The 14,687-nt window shown below is 70.1% G+C and carries 11 protein-coding genes; 4 read left to right on the top strand and 7 right to left on the bottom strand.

The features are described 5' to 3' along the window. Positions 1-3: 3 nt before the first annotated feature. The 4 genes from yjjJ to CSC64_RS04815 form a co-directional block, all read right to left on the bottom strand. Complete coding sequence (yjjJ, locus tag CSC64_RS04830) at positions 4-1,401, bottom strand: type II toxin-antitoxin system HipA family toxin YjjJ (RefSeq protein WP_162434191.1); 1,398 nt, start codon at positions 1,399-1,401, stop codon at positions 4-6. A 338-nt stretch (positions 1,402-1,739) separates the two neighbouring features. Further along, entirely contained in the window at positions 1,740-2,786 is a 1,047-nt protein-coding gene (locus tag CSC64_RS04825) for an AI-2E family transporter (protein ID WP_162434190.1), read from the bottom strand. An 83-nt stretch (positions 2,787-2,869) separates the two neighbouring features. Continuing rightward, positions 2,870-4,528: a family 43 glycosylhydrolase gene (locus CSC64_RS04820; RefSeq protein ID WP_162434189.1), complete on the bottom strand. Its 1,659-nt coding sequence runs from the start codon at positions 4,526-4,528 to the stop codon at positions 2,870-2,872. 142 nt (positions 4,529-4,670) lie between these two features. Further along, the gene (locus CSC64_RS04815; RefSeq protein ID WP_238389762.1) at positions 4,671-6,542 is read right to left on the bottom strand and encodes a DUF885 domain-containing protein; all 1,872 of its coding nucleotides are present in this window, start codon (positions 6,540-6,542) and stop codon (positions 4,671-4,673) included. Between the two features lie 253 nt (positions 6,543-6,795). On the opposite strand from CSC64_RS04815, the gene folE reads away from it, so the two are divergent. From folE to CSC64_RS04800, 3 genes are all read left to right on the top strand, one after another. Next, entirely contained in the window at positions 6,796-7,392 is a 597-nt protein-coding gene (folE, locus tag CSC64_RS04810) for a GTP cyclohydrolase I FolE (protein WP_162434187.1), read from the top strand. Positions 7,393-7,647: 255 nt separating this feature from the next. After that, entirely contained in the window at positions 7,648-9,801 is a 2,154-nt protein-coding gene (locus tag CSC64_RS04805) for a lytic murein transglycosylase (protein ID WP_162434228.1), read from the top strand. Positions 9,802-9,911: 110 nt separating this feature from the next. After that, positions 9,912-11,219: a TCR/Tet family MFS transporter gene (locus CSC64_RS04800; protein WP_425501674.1), complete on the top strand. Its 1,308-nt coding sequence runs from the start codon at positions 9,912-9,914 to the stop codon at positions 11,217-11,219. Positions 11,220-11,237: 18 nt separating this feature from the next. On the opposite strand, the gene CSC64_RS04795 is transcribed toward CSC64_RS04800, so the two are convergent. The 3 genes from CSC64_RS04795 to CSC64_RS04785 are packed head-to-tail and all read right to left on the bottom strand — an operon-like array spanning position 11,238 to position 13,502. Next, positions 11,238-12,005 (bottom strand): NRDE family protein, encoded by a 768-nt coding sequence (locus CSC64_RS04795; RefSeq protein WP_162434186.1) that lies wholly within the window; start codon positions 12,003-12,005, stop codon positions 11,238-11,240. A gap of 20 nt (positions 12,006-12,025) precedes the next feature. Further along, positions 12,026-12,907, bottom strand: coding sequence for a methylglyoxal synthase (locus CSC64_RS04790; RefSeq protein ID WP_162434185.1), 882 nt, complete (start codon positions 12,905-12,907; stop codon positions 12,026-12,028). A gap of 7 nt (positions 12,908-12,914) precedes the next feature. Further along, positions 12,915-13,502, bottom strand: coding sequence for a TM7S3/TM198-like domain-containing protein (locus CSC64_RS04785; protein WP_162434184.1), 588 nt, complete (start codon positions 13,500-13,502; stop codon positions 12,915-12,917). Positions 13,503-13,656: 154 nt separating this feature from the next. Here CSC64_RS04785 and adhP point away from each other — a divergent pair, with 154 nt between their 5' ends. Beyond that, entirely contained in the window at positions 13,657-14,685 is a 1,029-nt protein-coding gene (gene adhP / locus CSC64_RS04780; protein ID WP_162434183.1) for an alcohol dehydrogenase AdhP, read from the top strand. Positions 14,686-14,687: the final 2 nt, after the last annotated feature.

Below are 14,687 nucleotides of genomic sequence, written 5' to 3'. Positions count from 1 at the left end.
CCGTTACTGGAACGTGCGCGCAAACCTCGCCACGATTTCGCGATTGGCAGCGGCTACCGCGTGGATTTCCTCGGACTGGATCGACGTTGCCTCCGCAACGTGCTCCCAGAACCGCAGCGCCGCTTCCGCAGCCCGAGTGATGTGGGGTGTCTGCCCGGTACGCTCGGGCGGGCGCGGGGTGATCGGCGCGACTGGTCGCACCGCACCGGTCCGCGACGGCGCCAGGTACATCGGCAGCATGTCGTAGGCCGGTGCCAAGGGCAGCGGACCGGCATCGACCAGATGGAAGCCGAGGTTGCCCGGGTGCATGTCGCTGTTTCCGATCAGCCGGCCGAACCAGTGCAGCACGGCCATGTCGGCTGCGGTGGCCGCGTCGATCCAGCCCAGTGCCACCAGCTGCTCGCCGGCCAGCGACCAGTCGCGCGCACCGCTGCCGACGAAGGCCGCGTCGAGTGCCAGCAACGATCCGAAGCCGCGCCTTCCGAGCACGTCGGGCGTGCGGTCGAAGCGCCGCACTTCCAGGCACAGGTGGCGCTCAGCCTGGACCAGCTCCGCTTCCGATGCGGGCAGGCCGGCCTCGCGCAGGCTTTCCAGCGCCAGCTGTTCGCAGGCCAGCAGGTCCGCCCAGCGCGTGGCGGCCTGCCCGCTGTCGCGCACGGCGAACTTCACCAGCGCTGCGTAGCGGCCATGTGCAGTGCTGACGGTACTGGTGAACTTCGGCTGTTCGCCGCCGGGCGAGGAGCCGATGTCCTCGCCAGCCAGGGCGTCGTCCGCCCAATGCGAATAGCGGCGCGCGCGCGCATCGGCGGCGACCGCATCGGAGGCCGCGTCGAGCTCGGCCAGCGCCAGCTCCAGCGCACGGCTGCCTGGCAGCAGGTCGCCGATGCCGGTGCCGCCGGTGCGGGTGATGGCCAGGAGCGTGTCGCGCAGCTGCCAGCGGTTGAGGTCGGTAGGCACGCCCAGTTCCGCGCCGCGGCGGTGGGCAAAGTTGCGACCCAGGAAGCCCTGTGGCCGGAGGTCATCCAGGAACCAGGGCAGGCTGGGGAAGTGTCCGGCGATCGTATCCACCGCGCGAGTCAGGTTCGGCCGGTCCGCCTGGGGCTGGAACTGGAACCGTTCGCCTTGCAGCACGTAAAGGGTGCCGAGCTCTTCCACGGTCGCGTCCGCGCGCATGCGCCACAGCGGCCATGTGCTGTCGGCATCGGTGCCGGTCCGTGCCACGTAGTGCGTGGCACGGCCCTTGCCCAGCCGCAGCACCCGCGTACCCGCCTCGCGCACGAGCCGCGACAACACCGGGCGACTGATGCCCAGCAGGGCCAGCAGCCGGGACGCTGGGACCGGATCGCCCGAGGCCAGCAGGGCCAACAGGTCCGGAACGGTCGTGGCGAGTGGGCGGGCCATCGAAGAACATTTATTTACGATTGAAGAACGATACAACCACGAATAAGGACAGTCAAATCTTTTATATTCAATACCTTAACAAGCACATAGCGCCATATTTCTTTACGATTTCAAGTATGGATAGCTGGTATGGCTGTTCCGCTATCCTGCAGCCATGGCCACCCCGACCGGACCCATCCGCTTCAAGGCGCGCCTGTTGCGCCCGGCGCAGCCGGACGTCGCCGACTGGACCTTCCTGCTGCTTCGACCGCTCGGGAAAGTACAGCGGAAGTTTCAGCGCCCCGGTGGCGGCGGAATAACGCGGTCGACGCGGGCTGTGTCGCGGCTGCCGCCTGCGCTCAGACCTCGCCCTTCTTCGACAGCAGCACCGCGATCGGCCGCCCGCCGTTGAACTCGGCCAGCACCATCACCAGGCACGCGGTCAGCGGTACCGCCAGGAATGCGCCGGCCATGCCCCACAGCGCGGTCCACACGGTCAGGCAGACCAGGATCACGAACGGACTGAGGTTGAGCGAGCTGCCCATCAGGTACGGGTCGAGCAGGTTGCCGTTGAGGAACTGCACCACCGACAGCCCGCCGGCGAGCAGCAGCGCGGTCTTCAGGTCGCCGAACTGCAGCAGCGCGAACAGCGCCGGCAGGGCCACGCCCAGCACCGAGCCGATGTAGGGCACGTAGTTGAGCAGCCCGATCAGCAGTGCCCAGAAGCCGGCCAGTTCCACTCCCATCGCCGCCAGGATGATCCAGCTGGCCAGGCCCAGCAGGAGGCTGAGCAGGGTCTTCAGCGCCAGGTAGGTGCCGATCCGGTGGTTGATGTCGGTGACGATGCGGCGCACCTGGGCCACGCGCGCCGGATCGTCAGACAGCGCGGCGACCTTGGCATCGAAGTGGCCGCGCTCGACCATCAGGAACACCACGTACAGGCCGATCACGGTCAGCCCGGCCAGGATCGCGCCCAGCGACAGCAGCAGCGAGGCGGCCAGCTTCTGCAGGCTCAAGCGATCCAGCGCGCCGCGCCGGATCGTCTCCCAGCTCGGCTCCGATTCCAGGCCCAGCACGGTCGCGCCGCGCTGCGCCAGCGCCACCAGCTGCGCCTGGTAGTGCGGTGCCTGCGCGACCAGCGCGTCCACGCTGTCCATCACCAGCCAGCCCAGCAGCAGCAGCGCCGCCAGCATCGCCAGCGCCGAAAGACCGTAGCGCAGGCGCGGCGGCAGCGCCGGGCCGATCACCGGCGCGCGTTCGAGCAGCCGCGCCGAACCGAGGATCACGTACATCGCCATCACGCTGAACACGATCGGCACCAGGATGTCGCGGCCCAGGTACAGCACCCAGCCGGCGAGCACCGCGAACACGGTGGCGTACACGAGTACGCGGAATCCTTCGTTCATGCGGCATCCCCGTCAGGTCGCGGCCATTGTGGTGCAGCCTGTGGCTCCGTGCACCTGCCCTCGGCGCCGGGCGCCAGCTTCGCTCAGGCGTGGACCGGACCGGGCAACGCGCGGTAACGGAAGTCGCGGAAGCGCACCGCACCCCGGCCCGCGCTGTACAGGCCCGCGCGCAGGCTGAGGAAGCCGCCGAACACGTTGTGGTGGATCCCCGACACTTCCATGCGCGTGGGATGCAGCCGCCAGCTGCGGCCGCCGTCGAACGAGTAACGCCAGGTCAGCACGTGCGCGTCGTTGCTCAGCCGCACGCGGACCGGCCCATTGCCCGGGCGTGGCACCCGCGCCCACGGATGTTCCTCGGCGTACTGGAAGGTCTTCACCGTCTCCGGCGTGAAGCCCAGGCCGACGAAGGCGCGGTGGCTGTAGAACAGCAGCAGGCCGCCCTCGCCATCGTCGGACACCTCCACGGTCACTTCGATCTCGTAGCTGCGGTCGACCAGCGTGCACAGCAGCGGCGCGCTGTCGGCCGGCGAGGTGCCGGCGCCGGCCAGCACGAGCGCGCCGCCCGTGCGGCTGATCCGCGCCAGGCCGTCGGTGCCCGGCTGGAACAGGCACCACTGCGTGCCGAGCCGGTCGCTGGAAAAGTCGTCGGACAGCGCGGTGCCGGCCGTTGGCGTGGATGCGGGCACCGGCTTGCGCAGCGGCCGCGAAAGGTCGCCGCCTTTTGCGTGGAACCAGCCATCGGCGTCCCATTCGACCGGTTCGAGCAGCGCCTGCCGGCCCAGCGTGCGATAGCCGTTCTCGTAGCCGTGGTAGACCATCCAGGCATCGCCGCCCGGTCCTTCGACCACGGTGGCATGGCCGCGCGACCACCACGGTTCGGCGGTCGACAGCGTGCGCACCAGCGGGTTGTGCGGGCAGTGTTCCCACGGCCCGTGCACCGAGCGCGAGCGCGCGGCGATGACCATGTGCCCGGTGACCGGCCCGGCGGTGCCGCCCACCGCGGTGACCAGGTACAGCCAGCCATCGCGCCAGAACAGCTTGGGACCTTCCGGGGCGAAGTTCTCGGTGATCCATTCCTCCGGATAGCGCCATGGTTCGTAGGCCATCTCCAGCTCGCCGTCGGTGGCCAGGCCGTCGTCGGTGAGCCGCACCTTGCGGATGCCGTTGACGAACAGGTAGCGCTTGCCGTCCTCGCCGACCACGTGGCCCGGGTCGATGCAGTGCTCGATGCCCAGGTCCACCGGAGCGCTCCAGCGGCCGCCGCGGATGTCGTCGGTCCAGATCACGAAGATCCGCCAGCCTTTGTCGCCCGGATTGGCCGGCAGGTAGATGTAGTAGCGGTCGCCGTGCCTGCACAGGTCCATCGCCCACACGTCGCCCAGCGACTGCCGCAGCGCCGGGCCGAGCGGTGTCCAGTTCACCAGGTCGGTCGAGTGCCAGAGGACGATGCCGGGCACGTCGCGGAACGACGAGAACGTCATGTAGTAATCGTCGCCATCCTTGAGGATGGTCGGGTCCGGGCGGTCGCCGGCGACGATCGGGTTGAGGAAGGTGCCATCACCCAGGTCGGCGCGGCGCTGGTCTTCCACGCCGCGGCGCCAGCGTGGCGGCACCGGCACGCACGGTTCGCCCGGGGTGGCGGGAGCGGCCGTGGCGATGCTTCCGGCAAGCGCGGACAGCGGTGCGGCCACCGCGCCGGCAGCCAGGGTCCTGAACAGGTCTCGGCGGGTGGTCATCGGCATTCCTGCGGCATCCGTGGCGAATCTAGCCGCCGGGGCCGCCGGCATGCCAGCCATGCCCGGATGGCATGGCGCCGTCGCCGCCAAAGGAAAGGGGCAGGCCCATGGCCTGCCCCTCGTTAGCTTGCTTCCGCGGCCGCAGGAGTTACGCGGCGGCCTTCTTCTCCGAGATCCAGGTGTCCACCCGGCGCTCCAGCAGGTCCAGCGGCATCGCGCCGCCGCCGAGGATCACGTCGTGGAAACCGCGGATGTCGAACTTGTCGCCCAGTTCGGCCTCGGCCTTCCGGCGCAGTTCCTGGATCCTGATCATGCCGATCTTGTAGGCGGTGGCCTGGCCCGGATTGACCAGGTAGCGCTGCACTTCGGACTTGATCGCCGCCGCCGGGACCGAGCTGTTGGCGGTGAAGTACTCGATCGCCTGCTGCTCGGTCCAGCCCTTGGCGTGCATGCCGGTGTCCACCACCAGGCGGATCGCGCGCCACATCTCCGACATCAGCCGGCCGAACTCGGCGTAGTCGGTCGTGTAGGTGCCCGGGATCTCCTTGGCCAGCCACTCCGAGTACAGGCCCCAGCCTTCAGCGTAGGCGGTGGTGTTGTACTGGGTGCGGAACTTCGGGATGCCGGTCAGTTCCTGGGCGATCGCAATCTGCATGTGGTGGCCCGGCAGGCCCTCGTGGTACGCGATGACTTCAAGCTCGGTCTTCGGCATCGCGTTCATGTCGGACAGGTGCGCGTAATACACGCCCGGGCGCGAGCCGTCCGGAGTGCTCGGGTAGTAGTGCTGGGCGGCACCGGGCTGCTCGCGGAACGCTTCCACGCGCTTGACCACCAGGTCGGCCTTGGGCATCAGGCCGAAGTATTCCGGCAGGTGGGTCTTGATGTTGGCGATGTCGGCGGTGGCCTGGTCGATGTAGGCCTGGCGGCCGGCATCGGTGTTCGGGTAGACCCGCGCCGGATCGTGGCGCACGTGCTCGAAGAACGCCTGCAGGTCGCCCTCCACGCCCATCTTCTTCTGTAGCGCCTCCAGCTCGCCGCGCAGGCGCGCCACTTCGGCCAGGCCGAGCTCGTGGATCTGCTCGGCGGTCATGTCGGTGGTGGTGTTCTGCCGGAGCTGGTACTCGTAGTACGCCTTGCCGTTCGGGTGGGTGGTGCCGACGCCGGTGGCGTTGACCGCGGCCTTGGGAAGTTCGCCCTCGGCGAAGGCGATCACCTTCGCGTAGCCGGGGGCCACGTTCTCCAGCAGCGCCTTCTTCGCCAGTTCCTTCAGCTCGGTAGCGCGCTCGGCGGTGACCTTGCCATCCTTCGCCAGCGCATCGGCCTTGGCCTGGGCATCGGCCCACAGCGCGCTGTCCGGCCCGTCGCTGAACGGCGCGCCGGCGACGACCTTCTTCGACTGGTCGATCACGCCCTCGTAGGCGAACTTCGGCGGGCGGATGCCCTGCGCGGTCGCCGCGCCGGTGCGCTCGAGCAGCTGGTCGAACGCCACCGGCACCTTCTGCAGGCGCGAGACGTAGGCCAGGTAGTCCTTCTCGCCGTCGACCTTGTGGAAGTTGATCAGGAAGGTCGGCACCAGGTTCTGCATGCCGCTCATCTGGTCGAACGGGTAGCCGTCGGCCAGGAACGGCACGCCGTCGCGCGCGCTTTCGTACTGGCGCTTCCACAGGTTCCAGGACAGCTGCGTCTCCGGATCGAGCTTGTTGTAGTCGAAGCCGGACTCCATCTCCTTGACCGAGGCCTCCATCCAGGCCAGCTGCTTGCGGAAGCCGGCCTCGGACATGTCGTCGATCTGGTCGTTGAGTTCCTTGCGGCCCTGGAACGAGAGCTGGATCGGGCTGAACTGCAGTTGCTCTTCGTACTTGGCGTCGAACCAGGTGTTGAGGCGTTCGGACTCGGCCTTGATCTGCTCCGGAGTCGCGGCGGCGGATTCGGTTGCGGTCGGCGAGCCGGCGTCGCCGGCCGGCTTCGAGCAGGCGGGCAGGAACAGGGCCAGCGACAGGGCGAGGGCCAGGGGGGTCAAGGCGGAAGCTGGGCGCACGGCGGAGTCTCGGATGAAGGGACAGCCGATTCTGCGCCCAACCGGCGGCCATGGACCATGCGGATGGTCATGCCCCGACCGATCCCGCCGGGCGCTGCGGGCGGACGTTGCCGGCGGCATGGACGCGGTCGTGGGCGCCCGGACTCCCGGGGTCCGCCGGCGACGCACGGCGCAAACACCGGCTGGCCGGTGCGACTCGGGTACGATGCATGCCCCCGCCATCGGTGCCCGAGCCATGACCGACCAGGACAAGTCCGCCCCCGTCACCCGGGACCAGGCCGAAGAAGCGGTGCGTACCCTGCTGCGCTGGGCCGGTGAAGATCCTTCGCGCGAGGGCCTGCTCGACACCCCCAAGCGCGTGGCCGAGGCCTACGGCGACTGGTTCAGCGGCTACCGTGAAGACCCGCGCGGCTACCTGGAGCGCACCTTCGAGGAGGTCGCCGGCTACGACGAGATGATCGTGCTGCGCGACATCGAGTACGAAAGCCACTGCGAGCACCACATGGCGCCGATCATCGGCCGGGTCCACGTCGGCTACCTGCCGGACGGCAAAGTGGTCGGCATCAGCAAGCTGGCGCGGGTGGTGGAAGCCTATGCGCGTCGCTTCCAGGTGCAGGAGAAGATGACCGCGCAGATCGCCCAGTGCATCCAGGACGTGCTGCACCCGCTGGGCGTGGGCGTGGTGGTCGAAGGCGCGCACGAGTGCATGACCACCCGCGGCATCCACAAGCGCGGGGTCAGCATGGTCACCTCGAAGATGCTCGGCAACTTCCGCGAAGACGCGCGCACCCGCGCCGAATTCCTGCGCTTCATCGAAGCCGGCCGTCGCTGACCCCGCGCCCGATGGCCCGCCCCTCCTTGTAGGAGCCCCCTGTAGGAGCCCACTTCAGGGGGCGACCCGATCCCGCCGGAATGCGCGCCGCTCAACGCGCCCCCTCCGGAACGACCGCATTGAACACCGCTGCGCCCCAGCCACCTCGCGTCGCCCCCTGAAGTGGGCTCCTACAATGGGTTCACCCCGCCACGGATGCCGCCCATGCGCCCCCCCGCATCGTCATTCCGGATCACCGCGCTGCCTGCGCTGTTCATGATCGCGAACGCCGCGACTGCGACCGCCGCGCCATCGCCCGCACAGGCCCCCAACCCCGCATTCCAGCGCTGCCTCGCCGCGATGCAGCCGCTCGCCGCCGCGCGCGGGATCGATGCGGCCACGTTCGCGCGCTACACCGCCGGCCTCCAGCCTGACCCGACCGTGCTGCCGCTGCTCGACGCGCAGCCGGAATTCACCACGCCGATCTGGGACTACCTGGCCGGGCTGGTCGACGACCAGCGCGTGGCCGACGGCCGCGCGATGCTCGCCACCCACCGCGCGCTGCTGGCGCGATTGCAGGGCGAGTACGGCGTCGATCCGGAGACCGTGGTGGCGGTGTGGGGCGTGGAAAGCGACTACGGCCGCATCACCGGCAAGCGCCCGCTGCGCGTGTCGCTGGCCACCCTGGCCTGCGAAGGCCGCCGCCGGGAATTCTTCCGCGGCGAATTCCTCGCGCTGCTCTCGCTGCTCCAGTCCGGTGACCTCACCGATCCGGACCTTACCGGCTCCTGGGCCGGCGCCTTCGGCCAGACCCAGTTCATCCCCACCACCTATGCGCGCATCGCCGTCGATGGCGACGGCGATGGCCGCCGCGACCTGGTCGGCAGCATTCCCGACGCGCTGGCCTCCACCGCCAACTACCTCCAGCGCGCCGGCTGGCGCAGCGGCGAGCCGTGGGGCTACGAGGTGAAGCTGCCGGCCGGCTTCGATGCCGCGCTGGCCGGCCGCACCGCGCGGCGGCCGTTGTCGGACTGGGTTGCGCGCGGCATCGTCCGCGTCGACGGCAGTGCGATCGCGCCGTCGGACGCGCGCAGTGCGCTGCTGTTGCCCGCCGGCCGCGAAGGCCCCGCGTTCCTGGTGTTCCGCAACTACGACGCGATCCATTCCTACAACGCCGCCGAAAGCTATGCGCTGGCCATTACCACCCTGGCCGACCGGCTGCGCGGTGGCGAAGGCGTGGTCGCGCGCTGGCCGACCGACGACCCGGGCCTGTCGCGCGCGCAGCGCAAGGAGCTGCAGGCGCTGCTGCTCGCACGTGGCCACGACATCGGCGCCGCCGACGGCATGGTCGGCAACGCCACCCGCAGGGCGATCGCCATCGAGCAGCAGCGACTGGGCCAGCAGCCAGCCGATGGCCGCGCCGGGCATCGCATCCTCGACGCGCTGCGTACCGCCGCGCCTGCGCCCGCCGCGCCGCTGCCGGCAAGCACCGCGTTCGCGCTTCCCGCCGGCTATCCTGCGCTGCTGCAGTCGCCGTCGCCGACCACCGCAAGGACAGTGAAGAACATGCACGACATTCCCGGACTGACCGTCGGCACGTTCCAGGGCCTCGATGCGCTGCTGGTGGACACGCCGTTGGGCAAGGCGGCGGTGTCGCTGTTCGGCGGGCAGCTGGTGTCTTGGACGCCGGCCGGGCAGGAAGACGTGTTCTGGCTCTCGCCGCTGCGCGCGGACCTGCCCACGCCGATCCGCGGCGGCACGCCGGTGTGCTGGCCGTACTTCAGCCGCCAGGGCCAGTCCGACGCCGTGCCCGCGCACGGGTTCGTCCGTACCCTGCCCTGGCAGCTGGCCGCGGCGCGGCGCGAGGCCGACGGCACGATGGTGCTGGAACTGGAACCGCCGCCGCTGCAGGAGTTGGCGCTGAACCTGCGCATGCAGCTGCACATCGGCCGCAGCCTCGAACAGCGCCTGGTCACGACCAATACCGGCAACCAGCCGCTGCGTTTCACCGAGGCCCTGCACAACTACTTCCGCGTCGGCGACGTCGAAGGCGTGCGCATCGAAGGACTCGATGGCCTGGTCTTCCTCGACAAGAACGACGGCGGCAGCCGGCACCTGCAGCAGGGCGACTGGACCCTGCACGACCCGCGCGACCCGGGTCGCGCCGACCGCCTGTTCCCCGGCGCCGGTGGCCGTTACCGCCTGGTCGATCCGGGGCTGGCGCGCAGCATCGCGCTGGAGGTGGAGGACGGCCGCACCGCCATCGTCTGGAACCCCGGCGAAGCCGCCGCCGCGCGCATGGCCGACGTCGGCGCGCACTGGCGCCACTTCGTCTGCCTGGAAGCCGGCAACGCCGGCCCCGACGTCGTCGACCTCCCCCCCGGCGCCACCCACACCCTCACCCAGAAAATCACCGTCACCCCCCTGTAGGAGCCCACTTCAGGGGGCGACCCGATCCCGCCGGAAAGCGTCGCGCAGAACGCGCACTCTCCGGAGGCTCCGCGTTGAACACCGCCGCATGATGCCACCGGGGTCGCCCCCTGAAGTGGGCTCCTACAGGGGATGCGGCGCGAACGGATAGACTGCGCCCCTTCCGCACACGGCCGCCCACGGCCACAGGACCCCCCTTGCAGCCACCTTCCGGTGCGCGCCGCGCGGCGCTGGCCTTCATCTTCGTCACCGTGCTGATCGACGTGCTCTCGTTCGGCGTGATCATCCCGGTGCTGCCGCACCTGGTGGAAGAGTTCACCGGCGGCGACATCGCCAGCGCCGCGCGCTGGGTCGGCGTGTTCGGCATGGTGTTCGCCGCGGTGCAGTTCGTCTCCACACCGGTGCAGGGCGCGCTGTCGGACCGCTACGGGCGGCGCCCGGTGATCCTGCTCTCGTGCCTGGGGCTGGGCCTGGATTTCATCTTCATGGCCGTCGCCAGCTCGCTGGGGATGCTTCTGATCGGCCGCATCATCTCCGGCATCGCGTCCGCCAGCTTCACCACCGCCAACGCCTACATCGCCGACGTCACCGCGCCGGAGAAACGGGCCAAGAGCTTCGGCATGATCGGCGCCGCGTTCGGCCTGGGCTTCGTGCTCGGCCCGCTGGTCGGCGGCTGGCTCGGCGGGATCGACCTGCGCCTGCCGTTCTGGTTCGCCGCCGGGCTGGCGCTGCTGAACTTCCTCTACGGCTGGTTCGTGCTGCCCGAGTCGCTGCCGCCCGAACGCCGCACGCAGCGCTTCGATGTCGCCCACGCCAATCCGTTCGGCGCACTGGTGCTGCTGCGCGGCTACCCGCAGGTGTTCGGCCTGGCCGCGGTGGTGTTCCTGGCCAACCTGGCGCACTACGTCTACCCGAGCATCTTCGTGCTGTTCGCGGACTACCGTTACCAGTGGGGCCCGCGCGAAGTGAGCTGGGTGCTGGCCGCGGTCGGGGTGATGAGCATCATCGTCAACGCCGGCCTGGTCGGGCGCACCGTGGCCGCACTGGGCGAACGGCGCACGCTGCTGCTGGGGCTGGGCTGCGGCGTAGCCGGCTTCGTCATCTACGGGCTTGCCGACACCGGCTGGCTGTTCCTGCTCGGCCTGCCGGTGAGCGCGCTGTGGGCGCTGGCCACGCCGGCGACGCAGGCGCTGATCACCCGCCAGGTCGGGCCGCAGGTGCAGGGCCGCATCCAGGGCGCGCTGATGAGCCTGACCAGCGTGGCCGGGATCATCGGCCCGCTGCTGTTCGCCAACGTGTTCGCGCTGTTCGTCGGCGCCAGTGCGCCGGCGCACCTGCCTGGCGCACCGTGGTTCCTGGCGGCGTTCGCGCTGGCCTGTGCCTGGCTGGTGGGCTGGCGCTACGCCCGCGCCCCGTAGAGCGGGGCTTGCCCCACGCTACGGGCTGGCGATCGCCACCCGGGTTTCACCCAGCGCCACGCCCATCGGCCCCCAGCGGCGCTCGACGACCAGCGCGGCTCCACCATGGTCGACTGCGAGCACGGTACTCGCGCGCGTGCCGTACTCCTCGCCGCGGATGAACGCCGACGACAGCCAGCGCTCGCGTTCCAGGCCGATGCCGGTGTCGGGAAGCCGCGCATCCGGCCAGCGCGTCTCATCGGCAAGCGCGGCGAACAGCGGCTCGAAATCGCCGTCGCCGCCGTCTTCGATCCAGCCGCGCAGGGCATCGCCCAGCGCCACCGCCTTCGGCCACGGCGTGTCGAGCTGTGCGTTGGACAGCACGTGCACGCCCGCCGTGGCCATCGCCATGCGTACCTGCGGCAGGTTGCCGATCCAGGCGCACGCCTGCGCATCGACCAGCAGCAGGTTGAATGGCCGGTACGCCGGCGCGGTGGACTGCAGCATCTGCGCGCGCGTCGCCGCATCCTCTTCGCCGCGCAGGTAGTCGCTGGCGAGCAGCCCGCGCGACAGGCCGCCCTGCGGCTGGCGGAAGTCGCGCACGTTGGTCACCAGCGCGCAGCGCCCGCGCCCGTCCACGCCCAGCCAGGTGCCGCCGGCTTCCAGGTCGCGGCCGGCAACAATACCCGAGCCATCGTCCCAGGCCGCCAAGGGCGCGGTTGGCCGCGCATGGAACTCGTCGCGGTTGCCGGCCAGCACGAAGCGCCAGCGCGGATGCGCGTTCCAGGCGAAGGCGACCACGCACATGGCGGATGATTCCGTGCCGCTCAGGCCGCGCGCCAGCGCGCGCGCCGGCCGACCGCGTCCATCCAGCGCGCGGCCACCACCGGCGAAGTGATGCACATCGCGTCGTCGGTCACCGTCGTCACCGCACGCTCGAGCAGCTGGATGTCGGCCTCGTGCTGGCGTGCGACGTGCGGATCCTCGAAGAACACCGCGCGCTGGCACTGGCGCTCCAGCACCAGGTCGGCGATCTGCGCATCGCCGCCCATCGGGCCGCTGTGGAAGCGGTGCACCCACGGCGTGTCCTGCGGCCAGCCGCGGCTCCAGGCCATCTCGTTCAGGCGCTGGCCGGTGGTGCCGGTGGCCACGCGCCGGGCGAACCGCGACAGCGCTTCGTAATGCGCGGCGGCGAACGCCAGCATCTGCGGCTTCATCGCATCATGCGCGATCAGCGCCAGGGTCTGCGCTTCGAAGGCATGCAGCGCATCGGCCCCCGGGTCCGGCGCCAGCCCGGCGAGAACGCGCTCGTTCTCGATCCAGTCGCGCGCGCTGGCCACGGTGGAGAGGAAGGGCTTGCCGTGGATCACGCACTGGCGCTTGAGCGCCGCCGCCTCGGGGAAGATCGAGGATGGGTCGACCGGATCGATCAGGTAAATCGCCCCGTCCAGCGTGCGCGCGTCGCCTTCCATGCCCACCACTTCGGCGACCAGCTTCATCAGGCCGCCGTCGCGCCCGTACGGGTAGCGCTTCAGGCCTGCATGGCCATCGAGCAGACCCGCCGCGGCGATCGCGTCGTGGGTGCGGCCCACCGCATGCAGCTCGATCCCCAGTTCGCGGATCCCCGCACCACTGGCGCGCAGCCAGCGGAACAGCGCGGCGTCCGCGGTGGCGTGGTGCAGGCGGTTGGCGGCGAGGCCCAGGCGCACCGGCACGTCAGCGGATGAACGCGCCGCTGCGGCGCAGGTTGCGCGTGCGTGCCTGGGCCAGGAAGCTGATCACCGCCAGCAGCGCGAACACCACCAGCGTGCGCGCGTTCACCGGCATCATCCCGTTGGCCGCCTGCGAGCCGAAGATCAGCGCCAGGCCGGTGACGCTGAAGTAGGCACCGGCCACCGCCGAGGACAGGATCGTCAGCCAGCTGCCCAGGTAGCGTCCGCCGAAGGCGCCGGCACCGACGCCGGCCAGAGCGAGCACCGTCAGCATCCAGCTGCCGCCGATGCCCACCAGCGAGGCGAAGAACAGCGCCACCACCAGCCCCAGGATCGCACCGGCCGCGTATACCGCGAGGGAAGCGAACGAATACAGCACTCCACCCAGCGCCGCGCCAAGGATGATCGCGACGATGGTCTGCAGCGCCGGGCTGGGCCCGCTGCCGATCGAGCCGATTGCGGCCGAGACCACGCCGAAGCCGATGTAGAAGCCGGCGAAGGCCAGCACCACCCGGAACATGGTGGAACCGTAGACGATCATTACCGTGCCGCAGGCCAGGGCGATGACGCCCCAGAGGAACGCATGGTCCATCGCACAGCTCCGCGTCGGGTGGGATGTGCCGGGATCGTAGCAGAGCGTGGCGATGCCGCCACGGCAGTGGGGATGGACGGCTCGATCCCGGTCAACGGCGTGATAACGGCACGGGTGTAAGGTGGCCAAACCTGCCCTCCCGCGAGGATCCGCCATGGACAAGACGATGAAGGCCGCGGTCGTGCGCGGCTTCGGCCAGCCACTGGTGATCGAGGAAGTACCGGTGCCCCGCCCGGGTCCTGGCGACGTGCTGGTCAGGATCGAGGCCTGCGGCGTCTGCCATACCGACCTGCATGCGGCCGAGGGCGACTGGCCGGTGAAGCCCAGCCCGCCCTTCATTCCCGGGCACGAGGGCGTGGGCCACGTGGTCGCGGTGGGCGCCGGCGTCACCCACGTCAGGGAAGGCGACCGCGTCGGCATCCCGTGGCTATACTCGGCCTGTGGCTACTGCGCGCACTGCCTGGGCGGCTGGGAAACCCTGTGCGAGCAGCAGCAGAACACCGGCTATTCGGTCAACGGCGGCTTCGCCCGGTACGCACTGGCCAATGCCGGTTACGTCGGCCACCTTCCCAAGGGCATCGGCTTCGTCGAGATCGCGCCGGTGCTGTGCGCGGGGGTCACCGTCTACAAGGGCCTGAAGGTGACCGACACCCGTCCCGGCGAATGGGTGGTCATCTCCGGCATCGGCGGCCTCGGCCACATGGCCGTGCAGTATGCGAAGGCCATGGGCATGAACGTGGCCGCCGTCGACGTGGACGACGAAAAGCTCGAACTGGCCAGGCGCCTGGGCGCCACGGTCACCGTCAACGCGCTCACGACCGACCCGGCCGCGTTCCTGAAGAAGGAGATCGGCGGCGCACACGGCGCCCTGGTCACCGCGGTCTCGCCCAAGGCCTTCGAGCAGGCACAGGGGATGATGCGCCGCGGCGGCACCGTCTCCCTGGTCGGCCTGCCGCCGGGCAGCTTCCCGCTGGATATCTTCGGCATGGTCCTCAACGGGATCACCGTGCGCGGCTCGATCGTCGGCACCCGCCTGGACCTGCAGGAATCGCTGGAGTTCGCCGAACAGGGCAAGGTCGCCGCGACCGTGGCATCGGACCGGCTGGAGAACATCAACGACATCTTCGCCCGCATGCACAAGGGCGAGATCGAAGGCCGCATCGTCCTCGACATGTCCGCCTGACG

The sequence above is a fragment of the Pseudoxanthomonas koreensis genome, from assembly GCF_010093225.1.
Taxonomy (GTDB): Bacteria; Pseudomonadota; Gammaproteobacteria; order Xanthomonadales; family Xanthomonadaceae; genus Pseudoxanthomonas; species Pseudoxanthomonas koreensis.
The sequence above is the reverse complement of the archived record's forward strand: the minus strand, read 5'-3'. Positions and strand labels throughout refer to the sequence as shown.